The organism is Nocardioides sp. ChNu-153, assembly GCF_030466625.1.
In the GTDB taxonomy this organism is placed as follows: Bacteria; Actinomycetota; Actinomycetes; order Propionibacteriales; family Nocardioidaceae; genus Nocardioides.
Window position 1 is genome coordinate 36,096 of the sequence record NZ_JADEVT010000004.1, and the last position, 17,472, is coordinate 53,567.

At 75.5% G+C, this 17,472-nt stretch carries 11 protein-coding genes; 5 read left to right on the forward strand and 6 right to left on the reverse strand.

The features are described from left to right. Positions 1-194: 194 nt before the first annotated feature. Positions 195-1,040: a class I SAM-dependent methyltransferase gene (locus INN71_RS07730; RefSeq protein WP_277498603.1), complete on the forward strand. Its 846-nt coding sequence runs from the start codon at positions 195-197 to the stop codon at positions 1,038-1,040. A gap of 82 nt (positions 1,041-1,122) precedes the next feature. On the opposite strand, the gene INN71_RS07735 is transcribed toward INN71_RS07730, so the two are convergent. Then, the gene (locus INN71_RS07735; RefSeq protein WP_277498604.1) at positions 1,123-2,085 is read right to left on the reverse strand and encodes a DUF3068 domain-containing protein; all 963 of its coding nucleotides are present in this window, start codon (positions 2,083-2,085) and stop codon (positions 1,123-1,125) included. Positions 2,086-2,202: 117 nt separating this feature from the next. Here INN71_RS07735 and INN71_RS07740 point away from each other — a divergent pair, with 117 nt between their 5' ends. Next, positions 2,203-4,050, forward strand: a complete 1,848-nt coding sequence (locus INN71_RS07740) for a hypothetical protein (protein WP_277498605.1) — start codon at positions 2,203-2,205, stop codon at positions 4,048-4,050. Positions 4,051-4,064: 14 nt separating this feature from the next. Continuing rightward, positions 4,065-5,279, forward strand: coding sequence for an acyltransferase (locus INN71_RS07745; RefSeq protein WP_277498606.1), 1,215 nt, complete (start codon positions 4,065-4,067; stop codon positions 5,277-5,279). Here the strand turns inward: INN71_RS07745 and INN71_RS07750 are convergent. Both INN71_RS07750 and INN71_RS07755 read right to left on the reverse strand, forming a co-directional pair. Next, positions 5,260-9,477, reverse strand: a complete 4,218-nt coding sequence (locus INN71_RS07750; RefSeq protein ID WP_277498607.1) for an alpha-(1->3)-arabinofuranosyltransferase — start codon at positions 9,475-9,477, stop codon at positions 5,260-5,262. The two genes, INN71_RS07745 and INN71_RS07750, sit on opposite strands and share 20 nt — an antisense overlap. After that, the gene (locus INN71_RS07755; protein ID WP_277498608.1) at positions 9,474-10,223 is read right to left on the reverse strand and encodes a bifunctional 2-polyprenyl-6-hydroxyphenol methylase/3-demethylubiquinol 3-O-methyltransferase UbiG; all 750 of its coding nucleotides are present in this window, start codon (positions 10,221-10,223) and stop codon (positions 9,474-9,476) included. The genes INN71_RS07750 and INN71_RS07755 overlap by 4 nt, the downstream gene beginning before the upstream one ends. A 97-nt stretch (positions 10,224-10,320) precedes the next feature. On the opposite strand from INN71_RS07755, the gene INN71_RS07760 reads away from it, so the two are divergent. After that, complete coding sequence (locus INN71_RS07760) at positions 10,321-11,439, forward strand: glycosyltransferase family 4 protein (RefSeq protein WP_277498609.1); 1,119 nt, start codon at positions 10,321-10,323, stop codon at positions 11,437-11,439. Here the strand turns inward: INN71_RS07760 and INN71_RS07765 are convergent. After that, entirely contained in the window at positions 11,417-11,581 is a 165-nt protein-coding gene (locus INN71_RS07765) for a hypothetical protein (protein WP_277498611.1), read from the reverse strand. The two genes, INN71_RS07760 and INN71_RS07765, sit on opposite strands and share 23 nt — an antisense overlap. A gap of 72 nt (positions 11,582-11,653) precedes the next feature. Beyond that, entirely contained in the window at positions 11,654-13,471 is a 1,818-nt protein-coding gene (locus tag INN71_RS07770; RefSeq protein WP_277498612.1) for a hypothetical protein, read from the reverse strand. Between the two features lie 38 nt (positions 13,472-13,509). Here INN71_RS07770 and INN71_RS07775 point away from each other — a divergent pair, with 38 nt between their 5' ends. Continuing rightward, complete coding sequence (locus tag INN71_RS07775; protein WP_277498613.1) at positions 13,510-14,832, forward strand: lipopolysaccharide biosynthesis protein; 1,323 nt, start codon at positions 13,510-13,512, stop codon at positions 14,830-14,832. Here the strand turns inward: INN71_RS07775 and polA are convergent. Beyond that, positions 14,770-17,472: a DNA polymerase I gene (polA, locus tag INN71_RS07780; RefSeq protein WP_277498653.1), complete on the reverse strand. Its 2,703-nt coding sequence runs from the start codon at positions 17,470-17,472 to the stop codon at positions 14,770-14,772. The genes INN71_RS07775 and polA overlap by 63 nt on opposite strands.

Here is a 17,472-nt window from a genome sequence, read left to right on the forward strand (position 1 = left end):
CGGGCACGCACAGCGGTCAGTCGTCACTACCGGTGATGACTGCCCCCGGGGCGGCTACGACCACCGCGGGGACGAGTAGCGAGCACGGGTCCACTCCGTCCGGGACGCAGGCAGACCTCTGGCGCTCGGAAGAGCCTACGCCCGGGCTCCCCGCGGCGTCCAACCGGGTCCGCAGCGCTGCCTAGGGTGGGACGGTGCCCGACCAGGACCCCCACGAGCCCGACCACGACGCGGTCGTGACCCTCGCCCACCGCCGCCCCGTCGACGACGCGACCAGCCGACGCGCCAACCGCGCGGACTGGGACCGCTCCGCCGACGACTACCAGGCCGAGCACGGGGCGTTCCTCGGCGACGACGGCTTCGTCTGGGGTCCGGAGGGCCGCACCGAGGACGAGCTGGCGCTGCTGGGCGACGTGGTCGACCGCGACGTCCTCGAGATCGGCGCCGGGGCGGCGCAGTGCTCCCGGTGGGTCGCCGCCCGCGGCGGCCGCCCCGTCGCCGTGGACCTCTCCTTCCGCCAGCTGCAGCACGCGCGGCGCATCGACGCGGCGTTCGGCTCCGCCGTACCGCTCGTGCAGGCCGGGGCCACCGACCTGCCGTTCGCCGACCGCAGCTTCGACGTGGCCTTCGCCTCCTACGGCGCGCTGCCGTTCGTCGCCGACGCCGGACGCGCGCTCGCCGAGGTGGCGCGGGTGGTACGCCCGGGCGGGCGCTTCGTCTTCTCCCTCACCCACCCCGTGCGGTGGGCGTTCCCCGACGTGCCGGGGCCCGCGGGGCTCGTCGCCTCACAGGACTACTGGGACGAGACGCCGTACGTCGAGGTGGACGAGGCCAGCGGGGAGGTCGGGTACGTCGAGCACCACCGCACGCTCGGCACGTGGGTGCGCCTGCTGCACGCGAGCGGGCTGGCCCTCGTCGACCTCGTCGAGCCGACCTGGCCCGCGACGAACGACGCGACCTGGGCCGGCTGGTCGCCGCTGCGCGGCCGGGTGCTGCCCGGCACCGCGATCTTCGTGACGCTCGTCGCCGGGCGCGGCTGAGGCGCCCGCCGCCGCCGGCCCGGCGCCGGACGCACAGGAGGGCGGCACCGTCGCCGGTGCCGCCCTCCTCCTGCTCAGGTGGTCACTTGACCAGCGAGGCGCCCCCGGTGTGCCCGGTGGTGCCGGTCGTGCCGTCGTGCCCGTCGCGGGTACGGCGACCGCCCCCGCGGGCGGTGACGAGCAGGAACGCGCCGGCCAGCAGCAGGATCAGGCCGAGGATGCCGCCCACGAGCGGGATCCACGTGCCGAGCAGCTTCAGCGTGCCGGCGTTGTCCTCGGCGCTGGCGACGTTCTTCTCCACCGTCTCGTCGGTGTAGGCCAGCTCGATGTCGAGGGCCACGGCCCCGGTCTCCGTCGTGCGGGTCTCGTCCTGCGTCTGCTTGATGATCGCGCCCGTGGTCGGGTCGATCCAGTAGACCTTGGTCTGGCTGTAGGTGCCGTCGACACCGTCGGCGATCTCGGTCTCGCGGTCCTGCACCGAGTACTCGAACTTGTAGGTGCGCAGGCCCTCGACCGACTCGGTGCCGACGTACTCCGCCGTCACGGCCTCGCCGAGGACGTCGTCCCAGACGTCGTAGTCCTTCTGCTCCACGCGGAAGGGCCACTTGTTGACGAGGCCCTCCTTCTGCTCGTAGTCGCCCGGGACGTACTCGCCGTTCTCGACCGCGACGGCGTCGCTGCGGTCGGTCGCGAACACGTCGGGCTCACCGATGGTGACGATGCGCTCGTCCTCGCCCGTCAGGCAGTACTCGTCCTCGTCGAGGTCCTGGTCGACCGCGAGGCAGGTGTAGGCCGCGAAGACGATGACGTCGTCGTCCGAGCGCTCGGAGTCGGCCTTCGTGACGTTGAGGGCCTTGACGGGCTGCGGCTCACCGTCGCCGACCTGCACGACCGCGCCGCTGGCCTCCCCGGACAGCGTGGTGCGGCTGTCGGTGTCGAGCGGCGTCCGCTCGGCGGCCGGCAGGCCCCACAGACGTGCCACCAAGGCGGCGATGACCAAGAAAGCACCCAGTCCCAGCAGTGCCCACGAACCGAACTTCCGCATCTCTTCCCTCCCACAGGAGCCACGATGGCCGCCGAAGGCTAGCAGCAAGTTACGCACCGGTCACCTCCAACTTGTGAAGTAGACCACGGCCTCTCCGAGCGTGGGAGACTCCCCGTCGTGCCCGGCGCGTCGTACCTCCCGTGGGCTAGACCTCGCACCGTCGCGCGGCTTTCCCTCGTGCTCGTCGCCGCCCACCTGGCGGTCCTGACCTGGGTGCTGCGCCGCTCCTGGTGGCACGGTCCGGACTACCGGCTCCTGGCCGACGCGCGCGCCGGGGTCGGTGTGCTCGACCCGGTCGACGGGCGTCTGTCGCCCCTCCTGCGTGGCGCGGCCGAGCTGGTCGCACGGGAGGACCCCGTGCGGTGGCCGCTGGCCGCCGGTCTCCTCGTCGGCGCCCAGCTGCTCGCCTCGCTCGCCGTGCTCGGGATGCTGCTCGCGGTCTGCGGTCGCCGCCCCCGGGTGGTCGTGCTCCTCGCCCTCTACCTCGCGTCCCCCCTCACCTGGGGCACGGGACCGTGGTGGGCCGCGGCGCTCACGACGTCCGTCCTCGTCGCCCTCGTGGCTGCGGCCCTGGCCGCGCGTTGGCGCGCGCTGCGCTCGGGCCGGCGCCGTTGGGACCTCGTCGCGGCGGCGTGCGCGGTGGTGGCCGTCCTCTGCTCCCCCGCCGCGCTCGCCCTCCCCGTGCTGCTGGGCGGCCTGGCCCTGGTCGCCCCGCGACCCCCCGGCGGAACGGACGGGACCGGCGGCGGGACCGACGGCGGGTGGCGTCGTACGGGCCTGGCGGCCGCGGCCGGGCTGCTCGTCGCCGTCGCGACCGCGGTGGCCCACGTCCTCCTCGTCCCCGGCAGCGCCCTGGGCGCGCCGACCGGGGCCGCGGGGCGGGTGGCGCTGACGGCCGTGGCGCACGCCTGGCTGCCCGGGCTCCTGGGCGGTCCGTGGACCTGGAGCGGCGCCGCCGCCACCCGCGTGCCCGACCCGCCGGTGGCGGTGGTCGTCGTCGCGGCGTCGCTCGTCGCCGCGGTCGTCGCTGGGCTGCTGCGCCGGCCCGGGCGCCGCGCCGCCGTCATCCTGCTGATCGGCTGGGTGGTCGCCGTGGCGGTGGTCGGCACCTTCCTGGGCGCCCCCACGGCGACCGCGCGGATCGAGGTGCCCGCCCAGCTCGTCGCCGTCCTCGTGCCCCCGACGCTCCTGACGGTCGGGGCGCTCCTCGGCGCCCGGCCGGCTCGGCACCCGGTCACCGCCCCGCACCTCCGGCCGGACCCCCGGCCGGACCCCCGGCCGGACCCCCGTGGCCGCCACCTGCTCAGCCACCTCGAGGAGCTGCGCCCCCTCGCGCCGTACGTCGTGCCCGCCGTCGCCACCCTCCTCGTCGTCGCGGCCCTCCTGTCCTCCGTGGCGTCGGTGCACGCCCGGCTCGCCGACGACGAGGCCGTGGACTGGGCGCGCACCGCCCGCCAGGTGGCCGAGGAGCGTCCCGTCGTCGACCTCGCCGACGCCCCTGTCCCCCCGTTCGTCGACGTCCCCGCCGGCGACGGGCCGTTGCGGACGGCCACCGTGCTCGACCTGGTCACCGACAACGTCCGCGAGGCGGCGACCACGTCGAACCTCGTGGTCGTCACCGAGGACGGGGTGCTCCGGCCCGCCCGAGTCGTCGGCGTCGCGGCGTACCCCGTGCTGACGGGCACCTGCGGGTCCCTGGTCGCCGACGCACCGGTGCGGGTGCGGCTCCCGGAGGCCACGGGCCCGGGCACGCACTGGGTGGCGATCGGCTACCTGTCCGGCGCGAACCGCACCCTCGTCGTCCGCGCCGGCGACACCGAGGCCCAGGTGTCCATGCGGTCCGGCGCCAAGACCGTCTACGTTCGGGTCGAGGGCGACGTCCGTACGGTCGTGCTCGACCCCGTCACCCGCGAGGGCGGGCCCGCCACCTGCGTGGTCGGCCTGGACGTCGGGGACGCGGAGTGAGCAGGAGGACCCCCATGACGACGAGCAGCACCGACCCCGTCACGACGACGGCGGCCGCGGCACCCGACCCGACGACGACCACGCCCGGCCGCGACTGGTTCCCGCTGCTCGACACGCTGCGGGCCGTCGGCGCCGTCGCGGTCATGACGACGCACGTCGCGTTCCTGACGGGCTCGTACGGCGGGCAGGGGTACGACGGATGGCTGCTGGCCCGCCTCGACGTGGGCGTCGCCCTGTTCTTCGTGCTCTCCGGGTTCCTGCTCTCGCGCCCCTACCTCGCCACCGCCGTCGCGGGTCGACCCGCGCCGTCCCTCGCGCGCTACGCCCGCCGGCGCGTCTGGCGCGTGCTGCCCCTTGCGGTCGTGACGGTGGTCCTCGCCCTCGCTCTCCTCGAGACGAACCGCGGCGCCTCCTGGTACGACCGGCTGAGCGCCCTCACGCTGACCAGCACCTACCTGCGCTCCTCGTTCCCCGCGGGCCTGACCCACCTGTGGAGCCTGGCCACCGAGATCACGTTCTACGTCGCGCTCCCCGCCCTCATGGTGCTCGTGGTGGGCCGCGGCCGACGGGCGCTGCGGGTCGGGCGGGTGGTGGCGCTCCTCGTCGGCAGCCTCGCGCTCTCCGTCGTGTGGTTCGCCCTGGCCGTCCCGGCGCTCGAGGGCGTGGGGGTGCCCTCGACCTGGCTCCCCGGCTACCTCGCCTGGTTCGCCGTGGGCATCGCCCTGGCCGCCGCGCGCGAGGCGGCCACGGCCGGGGCGGACGGCCGGGTGCTCAATGGGCTGCGGACGCTCGCCCTCCAGCCCGGCGCCTGCTGGACCGTGGCCGGCGGCCTGCTCCTGCTGTCGTCGACCCCGATCGCCGGTCCCGCCACGCTGGCCCCCGTCGACCCGGAGCAGCACGTGGTGAAGGTCGTGCTCTACGCCGTCGCGGCCGGCCTCGTCGTCCTCACCGGCGTCTTCCCGACCACGACCCGCTACGCCGCCGCGATGGGCCACGCGGCGCCGCGCCGGCTCGGCGCCATCTCCTACGCCGTGTTCTGCCTCCACCTGCCCGTCATCCACCTCGTCTTCTTCGCGACGGGCTGGGAGTTCTTCGGTGGGCGGTTCCTCGCCGTCTGGGTGTTGACGGCCGGGCTCACCTGGGTGGCCTCCGAGGCGGCGTACCGGTGGATCGAGGTGCCGGCCCAGCGGATCGGGCACGGGCGGCCCGTCAGGTCGCCCGGGTCCTGACGGGCTCGTCGTCCGCGGGTGCGTCCGGCTCCAACGCCGTGCGCAGGAGGATCCCGGCCAGGGTGACGAGGGCGGCGTGCTGGGGCCACGCCGAGGCCCCGGCCCACCCGGAGGCCGAGCCCCAGGGCTGCAGCGCGTAGCCGACGGCGTCCGCGAACAGCGGGAGGGCCAGGACCCACGGGACCACCTCGTCCGCCTGCTCCCGCAGCACGACGGCAGCGACGGCGAGCGCGACGCCGACGGCCGCGCCGACCAGGACGGCGCCGGTGCCGGCCACGACACCGAGCAGGAGGAGCACCAGGGCGGCCGCCGCCCACCGGTGGTGGCCGCGCGGGCGCAGGGGTGCCGACGACGTCCGGGACGCGCGCCCGGCCCGCCGGCGCCAGGCCGGGAGGGAGCCCAGGACGACGATCCCCACCAGCACCAGCAGTGCGACGCCGCCCACCGCCATGCCGGCGCGGTAGGTCGTGTCGGGGGCGTAGCGGACCACGACGGCACCGGAGCCGTCCTCGGGCAACGCCCAGCCCTGCTGCCAGCCGTCGACGACGACGGGCTCCAGCGCATCGCCGCCCTGCGTGGCCGACCACCCCGGGTTGACGTTCTCCCGGACGACCGCCAGGCGGTCGCCGTCCCGGACGTCGAGGGTGCGCGTCGCGGAGTCCGCGCTGATCCCCCCGGCTGACGGGACGGGGCTGGTGGAGGCGGTGCGGGCGCCGACCCGCGTCAGCACCACGCCGTCGACGGCGAAGGCCGCACCGTCCTCGACGACCACCTCGTTGCGGCCGGCGGTGAGGACCACCCGCGCGTCGTCGCCGCAGGGCAGCGCCTCGGCGGTCCGGGCGCCGGCGGCGTCCGCCCCCGACGTGACGACCTCGGTCGGGACGCGCACGTCGCCGACGACGAGGGTCGGGCCGGTGCCGCAGCCCAGTGCCCGGGGGGTCGTGGGCAGTGCGACGGGCAGGTCGGGGGCACCCTCCAGCCGCAGCTCGCTGATGCCGATGGACGGGCCGTCGTCCCCCGCCCCCGGGGCGCTGACGTCGCTCTCGGCCCGGACGACGGCGACGGTCAGCCGCTCGGCCGAGACAGGCGGGAACGTGGCCCGTCCGTCACGGAGCTCGACCGTGGTGCGTCCGCCGGGCCACGTGAGCGCCAGCTCCGTCGGCGCCCGGGCCGCGACACCGTCGTCGAGGCGCACCTCGACCTCCGTGACGACGCGCGGGCCGAGGAAGGTCAGGTCGAGCTCCGGGCGGAGGTCCTCGGGGTCGGCCAGCCAGGTGGTGCCGCGGAGGCCGTCGACGGCGGCGAGCGCCGACGCCCGGGGGTCCGGGACCGCCAGCGAGGACGCGGAGACCTGGACCGTGCCGTCGTCGCGCGTCAGCGCACCCAGGACGTCGCCGGCCCGGGGGCGGACGGTGAGACGCGGCACGTACTCGTCGGTCGTGGGGACGGTGACGACCCGGCGCACGGCACCGGGCTCCTCGTCGGCCACGACGGCCTCGGCAGCACACCGCACGGCGCTGCCGACCTCGGCGCAGCCGTCGCGGGCGTCCCGGTCGGCGCGCAGCGCCACCTGGTCGGGGGCACCCCAGGCGCCGGGGAGCTCGGGCAGCTCGTACCACCGCTCGACGACCGTGCCGGGCACCACGACCTCCGCCAGCGAGATGTCCTGCTCCCCCGCCGGCGAGGCGTCCTCGACGCGCAGCCAGCCGACGGGACCGTCGGCGTCGACCCGCACGTCGACGCTGTCGCCCGGGGGCAGGGGGATCTCCTCCGACGCCCCGCCCGGCCACCGCAGGCGCACGACCTGCTCGGGCGCGGCGTCGGCCCCGCCGGTCAGGCGCACCTCGGCGACCCGGGACGTCGACAGCGGCTCCTCGAGGTCGACCTGCCACCACGCACGGCCCGCGGTGCCCGCGTCCGCCGTCCACGACGACCCCGGATCACCGTCGAGCGCCGCGAAGGGCAGCGCGCCGCGCCGCGCCGCCCCGAACCCGCCCGCGTCGGAGACGGACGACGACGCCGACACGCGGGCCGCCCCGGTGAGGGACGCGGTCGTCGACCAGCGGTCGTCGGTGTCGAGGACGTAGTCGCGGGTCGGGCTCGTGGTGGTGCGCGGCTCGTCCCCCGTCAGCACGGGCGACGAGGCGTCGTCGATGCGCGCGAAGTCGCGCTCCCGGGCCCGCAGGCCGTCGGTCAGCACGACGCGGGAGCCGGCGAGCGCGCCGTCCAGCTCCTGCTCGGTCTCCTGCGGCACGTCGGCCGCCAGCACGGTGGGGCGGTCGCCGACGACTCCCAGGTCGAGGAGGTCCGGCAGGTCCTCCGGGCCACCGACGACCACGTCGGGCGCCGCAGCACTGGTGAGGGTGGTGGCGACGTCGGGGACCTCGAACACCTCGATGGCCGGGTGGAACTCCCGCCAGCCCCGGTCGAGGACGAGCCGGTCGCCGTCGTCGGCCTCGAGCACCGTCTCACCGCCGCGGTCGGGTCCGAACGTCGCGACCACCTCGAGACCGGGCGACGACTCGAGGGCCTGGTGCACCAGCGCGGTCGGCGGCTGGTCGCCGTCGGGCACCAGGTCGTTGCGCACGACCACGTGGCGCACGCCGGCCCGCTGCAGGTACGCCGTCAGTCCGGCGCCGCCCTCACCCTGGGCCAGGCGCTGCTCGACGCCGTCGAGCATGCGGATCGTGCCCGGCGGGGTCAGCGGGATGACGTTGCGCACCGCCCACCGCGAGTCGGCCTGGAACTGCAGTGGCTCGTCGCGCGGGCTGCCCCAGTCGTAGTCGGCGAAGCGGGACCCCGGCGCCAGCAGGGCCACCGCACCGCCGTCCGGGCCGGAGCCGTCGTCCTGCTCGGCGAGCCAGGCGGCGGCCTCCCCCCAGTAGTCGGGGACCCCGAACGTCTCCCCCGTCGGTGCGAGCCGGCCCAGCAGGGCCGGCATGGCCGCACCGAGGACCACGACCACCGTGGTCACCAGCACCGCGCTCCGCTCGACGACCCGGCCGGAGCCCGCCGAGCGGGGGGCGCGGCGTACCGCGTGGTCGAGGAGGAACGCCAGGCCGACGACCAGCGGGAGGCGGACGAGCGGGTCGAACTTGTGCACGTTGCGCAGGGGCGCGAGGGCGCCGTCGAGGGCCTGGGCGAGGTCGCCGGCGAACCAGCCCGACACCGCGCCGGCGTGGCCGGCGGTGACCATGAGGAGGCCCAGCGCCAGCCCGCTCGCCAGGAACGTGCGGTGCGGCGTGCGCCGGTCGAGGAGGCCGGCGGCGCCCACGAGCAGCACCACGCCGCTGTTGAGCGCGAGGTAGGACGTGGTCACGAGGTCGTTGCCCGCCCGGGACCGGACGTCGAGGTAGGGCACCCAGTTGGAGGTGCCGCGCAACGCGTCGAAGACGGTCGTCGGGAACGTGGTCGCGCCGCTCGTCTCGATGAAGTCGAGGAACGGCGGGCTGTAGGCGCCCATGAGGAAGAGCGGCACCAGCCACCACAGCGTGCCGAGCAGGGTGAACAGCGGCCACCAGAGCATGAGCGCGCGACGACGCGGTCCCGGCGCCCGGGTGAGCAGCCAGAGCGCGCCGAGCGGGATGACCGCGAAGGTCGCCGCGGCGTTGACGCCGCCGACCATCGCCACCCCGAGGGCGGCCAGCGCCGCGGCCCGGCGGGGGCTGCCGCGCTCGCTGCCGACCACCAGCGCGAGCAGCACCCAGGGCGCGAGCGCGCTCGGCCAGCCCTCGATGGAGATGGGCCCGAGCACGGTGAGCAGGCGCGGGGACAGGGCGTACGCCGTCGCACCGAGGAGCACCGCGAGGTCCGAGCGGACCCCCAGCGCGCGCAGCAGGAGCGCCGTACCGACCAGGGCGGTGCACAGCACGAGCGCCCACCACAGGCGCTGCACGACCCAGCCGTCGAGACCGATCGCGTCGCCCAGCCAGAAGAAGGGGCCCATCGGCCACAGGTAGCCGTAGGCCTGGTTCTGCAGCTGCCCGAACGTGCCCTCCGCGTCCCACAGGTGCAGCGCCCGGGCGAGGAACCCGCCCGGGTCCGCGACGAGGTCGAACTTGGTGTCCGAGACCAGCAGCCCCGGTGACTGCACGAACGCGAGACCCGTGAGCAGCACGCAGGCGGCGACGAGCCGCAGCCGCAGGCGGGAACCGGCGCGCCCTGCGGGGCCCGCCTCCCCCGGTACGGCGGTGCTCACCGCTTGCGCAGCACGATCACGAGGTTCCACGTGACCACCTCCCGCAGCACGGGCACGCGGACGATCCAGCGGGCCCACCACGGGTGGTAGCGCGGCAGGATCGCGAGGACCTCGCCGGCCTCCTGGCGCGCCGCCCACCGCAGGCCCTGCGCGACGGTCACGGCGAAGAGCGACTCGCCGTACTTGTTCTTGGGCTCGTGGCCGTGGGTACGGCGGTAGCGCCGCCGCGCCCGGGTGCCGCCGAGGTAGTGCCACGGCGCGGTCTCGTGGCCGCCCCAGGGGCCCCACCACACCGTCCACGACAGGAAGACGACCCCGCCGGGGCGCGTCACGCGCAGCATCTCGTCGGCCATCGTCCACGGCTCCGGCACGTGCTCGAGCACGTTGGAGGAGTAGCAGACGTCGACGACGCCGTCGCCGAACGGCAGGTCCATCCCGCTGCCGATCACCGTGCGGGGGTGGATGTCACCCGCGCCGGCCAGCTCGCCGACGTCGGCGTCGAGGGCGACGTACGTCGCTCCCGCCCCCTCGAAGGCCCGGCGGAAGTAGCCGGGCCCGCCGCCGACGTCGAGCAGCACGGCACCGTCGAGGTCGGCGTGCTCGGCGAGCTGGGCCACCGAGTCCTCCGCCAGCGCGGTGTAGAAGCGGGCCGGGTCGGGCTGCTCGTAGCGGAACTCGCGCAGCAGCCGCACCGAGCGCCGCAGCGTCGCGCGACGGGGACCGGGGCGGTGCGGGGGCCTGGGCACCCGCCGGAGACTACCCGTGACGGCCCGCACGTTACCGACCGGTTGGGATAACCTCGCGCGGCGGCCGGGGAGGGTCGCTGAGAGACGAGGGAGTGCAGTGCGCGGACGGCACGTCGTGTTCACCAGCTGGCGGGACACGCTCAACCCGGAGGGGGGCGGCGCCGAGCGCTACCTGGAGCAGGTGGCGACCGGTCTCGCCGCCCAGGGGGCGCGGGTGACGGTGTTCAGCGCCGCCTACCCCGGCGCCCCGCGGCGCGAGGTCCGCGACGGCGTGCACCACGTGCACGCGGGCACGAAGACCACGGTCTACCTGTGGGGCTTCTGGCTCCTGCTCACGGGCCGGCTCGGTCGTCCCGACGTGGTCGTCGACGTGCAGAACGGGCTGCCGTTCCTCACCCGCCTCGCGGTGCGCTGCCCGGTCGTCGTGCTGGTGCACCACGTGCACCGCGAGCAGTGGCCGGTCGTCTACCCCGGCGTGACGGGGCGCTTCGGGTGGTGGGTCGAGCGCTGGCTCGCGCCGCGGGTCTACCGCCGCTCCCGCTACGTCGCCGTCTCCGAGGCCACCCGCGACGAGCTCGCCCAGCTGGGCGTCGACCGCGAGCGGGTGACGGTGGTGCACAACGGCACCGACACGGCCCCGCCGACCGAGGTGCAGCGCGCGGACGTCCCCACGATCTGCGTCGTGGGCCGGCTCGTGCCGCACAAGCAGGTGGAGCACGCCATCGACGCGGTCGCCCTGCTGCGGGCCGCCCTGCCCGACCTGCGCCTGGTCGTCGTCGGCTCCGGCTGGTGGAGCGACGAGCTGGTCGACCACGCGGAGGCCCGTGGCGTCGCCGACGCGGTCGTGTTCGAGGGCCAGGTCGACGAGCAGCGCAAGCACGAGCTCTACGCGTCGTCGTGGGTCATGGCGGTGCCCTCGCTCAAGGAGGGCTGGGGCCTCGTCATCGTCGAGGCCGGGTCGCACGGGGTGCCGACGGTGGCCTACGCGGCCGCGGGGGGCACGCGGGAGTCCGTGCTGGACGGCGAGTCGGGCCTGCTCGTCGACACCTTCGACGAGTTCACCGAGGCGCTACGCCGGGTGCTGACGGACGAGCAGCTGCGGGGACGGCTGGGCGCCGGCGCGCGCCTGCGCGCCGGCGAGTTCACCTGGGAGCACGCGCAGTCGACGTTCGCGCGCGTGCTCGCCGGTGAGATCAGTTGTCGCCGTACTCGATGATCGAGCTGGTCGGAGCCTGCGAGTCGACCGGAGAGTCCTCCGGCGCCGCCGTCTGCGAGTTGACCACGCCGACGACCGTGACTGCTGCCACCGAACCGCCGACCACGAGCGACACGATCGTGCCGATGATTCCCGTACCCATGTGAGACCTCCCTCGTCCGTCGGGGACTGTACCAGCGAGTAGAGCGCGCGTCCTGATCCTCAGCGAGGTTCGTCACACGTCGCGGGGCCGGACCGCGGGGCGCTCGTCGCGCCGGTCTCGGACGGCCCGTGCCGCGGCGCGCGCCCCGGCCCCGGCGGCGAGCAGCGGCAGCGCACCGAAGGCGGTCCAGGCCACCGCGAGCGCGGCCGTCGCCACCGGCCCCGGTGCGTCGTCGGGCCGCGCGGCCACCGCGCCGTCGAGCCGCGCCAGCACCAGCTCGTCACCGGCGGCGACCACGGTCTCCTCCAGCGTCGGCGCCAGGCGCTCGGGCGCGGCGTCGACGTCGGGCCCGCGGGCGCGCAGGACGTAGGCGACGCCGAGCTCCCGCAGGGCGGTGGTCCGGTGCGCGGCGCCGTCGAGCGCCAGGGCCGCCGCCACCCGGGCCGCCCGGGGGTCCTCCCCCGCGACCGTCCGCCCGCCCACCACGAGCGCGTCGTCGGTGACGACGTCGGCGCCCCCCACCACCCGGGGGACCGGGTCCAGCACGGTGCGCCCGCCGTTCCACGCGGGGGCCCGGAAGGCGGCGAACGGCAGGCTGACGACGAGCCCGTCCTCCAGGTCGCGGGCGGCCGCGTCGGTGCGCCAGGCCTGCGCCGCCGCGGGGTACGCCGCGGGGTAGCGCTGGCCGCGCAGGTCCCCGGTCGCTCCCCCGGCCAGCCCCGGCAGCAGCGCGACGGGCAGGAGCGCCGCAGCGACCGTCAGCGCCACCCGACCCGGTACGGCGGGACGCACCCGCGCGAGCCCCTCGCCCGCGGCGGCCGCGAGACCCACCACCGCCGCCGGCACGACGAGCCCGAGCAGCCGGGCCCCGTCCCGGGCGACACCGCCGCCCGGCACGTGCGTCGCCAGCCACGCGTTCACCCCCGGCGCCGCCCACGACACGAGCGCGACGGCCCACGCCACGCCGGCTGCGCCGACCAGGGCCCAGCGCTCCGCGGCCGGGACACCGGCCCGTCCGGCGAGCACCACGGCCACGCCCCCGAGCACCACGGCGGCCCACAGCACCGAGGCCACGAGGCCCAGGCCCTGCGGGACGACGGCGGTGTTCCAGATGCCGCCCAGGCCGGCCACGGCCAGGGGTGTCGGCACGTCGTCACCGCGGGCGGCGAAGACCTCCGCCGCGACGCGCGCCGCGACCGGGTCGCTGCGCGTCACCCCGCCGGCGAGCCCCCCCGCGACCACCCACGGCGCGTTGGCCGCGACGACCACCGCGACCAGCCCCGCCCACGCCCGTCGACCGGCGCGGCCCGCCACCCCCACGAGGAGGGCGAGGGCGACCGCCGTACCCAGCCCGGCCGACGCGCTCAGCGACCCGACCGCCGCCAGGGCGGCCACGTGGGGCGGCAGGCCACCGCCCTCCGCGCGCAGGCGCCGACCGGCGAGCAGCAGCCAGGGCAGCACGCCGTACCCGAGCAGCACGGGCCAGTGCCCGACCAGCAGGCGCTCGGCGACGAAGGGGTTCCAGGTGGCGACTCCGGCGACCAGCAGCCGGGCGGCCAGGGGGGCGTCGCGCGCCAGCCGGTGCGCACCCGCGCCCGCGGCGACGAGCGCACCCAGCAGCACGACGCGCTGCAGCACGGCCCCGGGCACCAGCTCGTCGAGCAGCGCCACCACCTGGTCCGACGGCACGGCCCGCGGCACGCCCTCCACCCACCCCCACCCCGCGGAGGTCACCGCGAGGTCGGGCATCCAGACCATGTCGTAGGAGAGGACGAACCCCGGGGCGAGCGCGGGCCCCAGCGCCAGCAGCGCGAGCGCGAGCACGACGGTGTCGAGCAGCACGGCGGCGGGAGGTGCCGCACGTCCTCGCCCCGCTCCGCGCAGCGCCACGTGCCCGCACCTCCACCTCGTCCTCTAGGCTCCGCCGGGTGAGCGGATCGAGGGGCACGCTACGGGAGCTGCTGCGCACCGGCGCCGGCGTGGCGATCGCCATGGCGGTGATGAACGTCGGCACGTACGGGTTCACGCTCGTCGCCGCCCGCGTGCTCGGCCCGCGGGAGTACAGCGCCGTCGCCGCCCTCATGGGCATCCTGCTCATCGTCAACGTGCTGTCCGTCGGCCTGCAGGCCACGGGGGCCCGGCAGGTGGCCGCCTCCCCCGACGACCGCGCCACCATCGAGAACCGCGTGCTGCGCACCACCGACCGTTCCGCGTGGGCGCTCGGGGCCGTGTGCCTGCTGCTGAGCCCGGTGGCGACCGTGCTGCTCGACCTCGACTCGTGGCTGCCCGCCGTGCTCGTGGCCCTCACGGCGGTGCCGCTGACCAAGATGGGCGGGCAGGCCGGCATCTTCCAGGGCGAGAAGGAGTGGGCGCCGCTCGCCGGGATCTACCTCGGCATGGGGCTCGGCCGCCTCGTGTTCGGCTGCCTCGGGCTGCTCGTGCAGCCGGACGCCACCGGCGCCATGGCCGGCGTGCTCGTCGGCGCCGTCGTCCCGGTGCTCGTCGGCGGGTGGGCGCTGCGCCGTCGGCGCGGCGCGCGGCCGGGCCCGGCCGACGTGCGCTCGGTGCTGCGCGAGGTCTCGCACAACTCCCACGCCCTGCTGGCCTTCTTCGCCCTCACCAACGCCGACGTCGTGCTCGCCCGCGTCACCCTCGACTCCCACGAGGCCGGCCTGTACGCCGGTGGCCTCATCCTCACCAAGGCCGTGCTGTTCCTGCCGCAGTTCGTCGTCGTCATCGCGTTCCCGTCGATGGCCGCCGAGGGCGCGCGCCGGATGTACCTCAAGGGCATCGGGCTGGTCTTCGTCATGGGCGTGCTCGCCACCGCCGGCGCCTTCGTGCTCGACGGCCTGGCCGTGACGTTCGTCGGCGGCGCCGAGTACGCCGAGATCCGCTCGACCGTCTGGATCTTCGCGGCGCTCGGCACCGTGCTGGCGATGACGCAGGTGATGGTCTACGAGGTCGTCGCCCGCCAGCACCGCCGCGCCGTGTACGTCGTGTGGGCGGGCCTGCTCGTGCTGGGCGGGCTCGCGCCCCTGGCCGAGCACGGCACGGCGCTGCTCGAGATCGTGCTCGCCGTCAACGTCGTCGTGCTGTTGGCCCTGCTCGCCGTCGCGCTGCTGCGCCCCGCGGACGGGGACGCAGCAGCGGACGGGGACGCAGCCGCGCCGGACGCAGCCGCGCCGGGCTCAGTGGGCGGCGGCGTGCCAGCTGACGCCGGTGCCGACCGAGACGTCGAGCGGCACCCGTAGGTCGGCCGCCGCGCCCATCCGGGTGCGGACCAGCTGCTCGAGCGCCTCCGCCTCGCCCGGCGCGACCTCGAGCACGAGCTCGTCGTGGACCTGCAGCAGCAGCTGCGAGGTCAGGCCCTCGGCCTCGATCGCCCGCTGCACCTCGAGCATCGCGACCTTGATGAGGTCCGCCGCCGAGCCCTGGATGGGCGCGTTCAGCGCCATCCGCTCGGCCGCCTCGCGGCGCATCCGGTTGTCGCTCGTCAGGTCGGGCAGCTGGCGGCGCCGACCCATGATGGTCTCGGTGTAGCCGCTCTTGCGGGCCTCGACGACGACGCCCGCCAGGTAGTCGCGGATGCCGCCGAACGTCTCGAAGTACTCGTCCATCAGGCCCTGGGCCTCGCCCGGGGTGATGCGCAGCTGCTGGGAGAGGCCGAACGCCGAGAGCCCGTAGGCGAGCCCGTAGTTCATCGCCTTGATCTTGGCCCGCATCTCGCTGGTCACCGCGTCGGGCTCCACGTCGAACACGCGCGCAGCGGTGGTGGAGTGGAAGTCCTGGCCCGAGCGGAACGCCTCGGTCAGGCCCTCGTCCTCGGAGAGGTGGGCCATGATCCGCATCTCGATCTGGCTGTAGTCGGCCGTCATCAGCGACTCGCCCCCGGGGCCGACGACGAAGGCCTCGCGGATGCGGCGGCCCTCCTCGGTGCGCACCGGGATGTTCTGGAGGTTCGGGTCGGTGCTCGAGAGCCGGCCCGTCGCCGCGATCATCTGGTTGAACGTGGTGTGGATGCGGCCGTCGGGCTGGACCGTCTTGAGCAGGCCCTCGATGGTCTGGCGCAGCCGCGCCACGTCGCGGTGGCGCAGCAGGTGCAGCAGGAACGGGTGCTCGGTCTTGACGTAGAGGGCCTGCAGCGCGTCCGCGTCCGTGGTGTAGCCCGTCTTGGTGCGCTTGGTCTTCGGCATCCCCAGCTCGTCGAACAGGACAACCTGGAGCTGCTTCGGCGAGCCCAGGTTGATCTCCTTGCCGATCACGGCGAACGCGTCGTCGGCCGCGCGGCGCACCTCGTCGGCGAAGTGGGCCTCGAGCTCCTCGAGCCGCCCGGTGTCGACCGCGACCCCGGTGCGCTCGATCCGGCCGAGCAGCTGGATGAGCGGGAGCTCGACCTCGGCGAGCAGCTGCGCGCCCCCGACGGCCTCGACCTCGCCGTCGAGCGCCTCGGCGAGGTCGATGACCGCCCGGGCGTGGAGCATCGCCGTGTCGGCCACCTCGTCGCCGGCGTCGAACAGTGCCTCCTGCGCGTCGTCGCTCTCGCTGCGCAGCTCCCGGCGCAGGTAGCGCAGCGTCAGGTCGCCCAGCACGTAGGAGCGCTGGTCCGGCTGCACGAGGTACGCCGCCAGGGCGGTGTCGCTGACGAGGCCGGCCAGGGTCCACCCGTGGGCGGCGAGGGCGTGCTGCGGCCCCTTCGCGTCGTGCAGCACCTTCGGGCGGTCGGGGTCCGCGAGCCAGGCGGCGAGCGCGGCCTCGTCCTCGGCGGTGAGGCTCGGCACGTCGACGTACGCCGCGAGCCCGGTCGCGTCGGCGAGGGCGATGCCGTCGACGACACCGGTGCCGGAGCCCCAGGTGCCGCGGACGTGGACGCCGACGTGCTGTCCGCCCAGCCCCCCGAGGAACGCGGCGACCTCGCCGGCCGCGAGCTGGCGGCCCGTGAGCTGGAAGCCGCCCTCCTCGACCAGGACCTCCTCCTCGACGCTCAGGGTGTCGATCGTGCGCTGCCGCAGCTCGCCCCGGAACTCGAGCTCGTCGAAGAGGGTCAGCGCGGCCGCCCGGTCCCACGGGGCCAGCAGCAGGTCCTCCGGCGCCAGCTCGAGGTCGAGGTCGCGCACGAGCGCGTTGAGCTGGCGGTTGCGGATGACGTCGCCGAGGTGCTCGCGCAGCGCCTCGCCCTTCTTGCCGGTGATCTTGTCGGCGTTCGCGATGACGTTGTCGAGCCCGTCGTACGCGTTGATCCACTTGGCTGCGAAGCCCTGTCCGACGCCCGGCACGCCGGGCAGGTTGTCGGAGGTCTCCCCGACGATCGCCGCGAGCTCGGGGTAGCGGTGCGGGGGCACGCCGTACTTCTCCTGGACCGCCGCCGGGGTCATCCGCGCGAGGTCGGAGACGCCGCGCATGGGGTAGAGCACCGTGGAGCGGTCGGAGACCAGCTGCAGCGAGTCGCGGTCGCCGGTGAGGATCAGCACGTCCATCTCCGGGTCCTCCGCGAGCGCGCGCGTCACCCAGGTGGCGATGATGTCGTCGGCCTCGTAGCCCTCCTTGGTCGCAAACCGGATGCCCATCGCCCCCAGCACCTGCTGGATGAGGGGCAGCTGGCTGGAGAACTCCCCCGGCGTCTTGTTGCGCTTCGCCTTGTACTCCGCGTACTGCTCCAGGCGGAACGTCTGGCGGGACAGGTCGAACGCGACGCCCACGTGCGTCGGCTGCTCGTCGCGCAGCACGTTGACGAGCATCGAGGTGAAGCCGTAGACGGCGTTCGTGTGCTGCCCCGTGGTCGTCGAGAAGTTCTCCACCGGCAGCGCGAAGAACGCGCGGTAGGCGAGCGAGTGGCCGTCCAGCAGCAGCAGGCGCCTGCGCCCGCCGCCGGCGGTCGTGGCGGACGCGGACAC

What these genes read in the sequence shown, in the direction of transcription:
- INN71_RS07765 (WP_277498611.1), bottom strand. Translation starts at nt 11,581, where the DNA reads ATGGGTACGGGAATCATCGGCACGATCGTGTCGCTCGTGGTCGGCGGT.
- INN71_RS07745 (WP_277498606.1), top strand. Translation starts at nt 4,065, where the DNA reads ATGACGACGAGCAGCACCGACCCCGTCACGACGACGGCGGCCGCGGCA.
- INN71_RS07735 (WP_277498604.1), bottom strand. Translation starts at nt 2,085, where the DNA reads ATGCGGAAGTTCGGTTCGTGGGCACTGCTGGGACTGGGTGCTTTCTTG.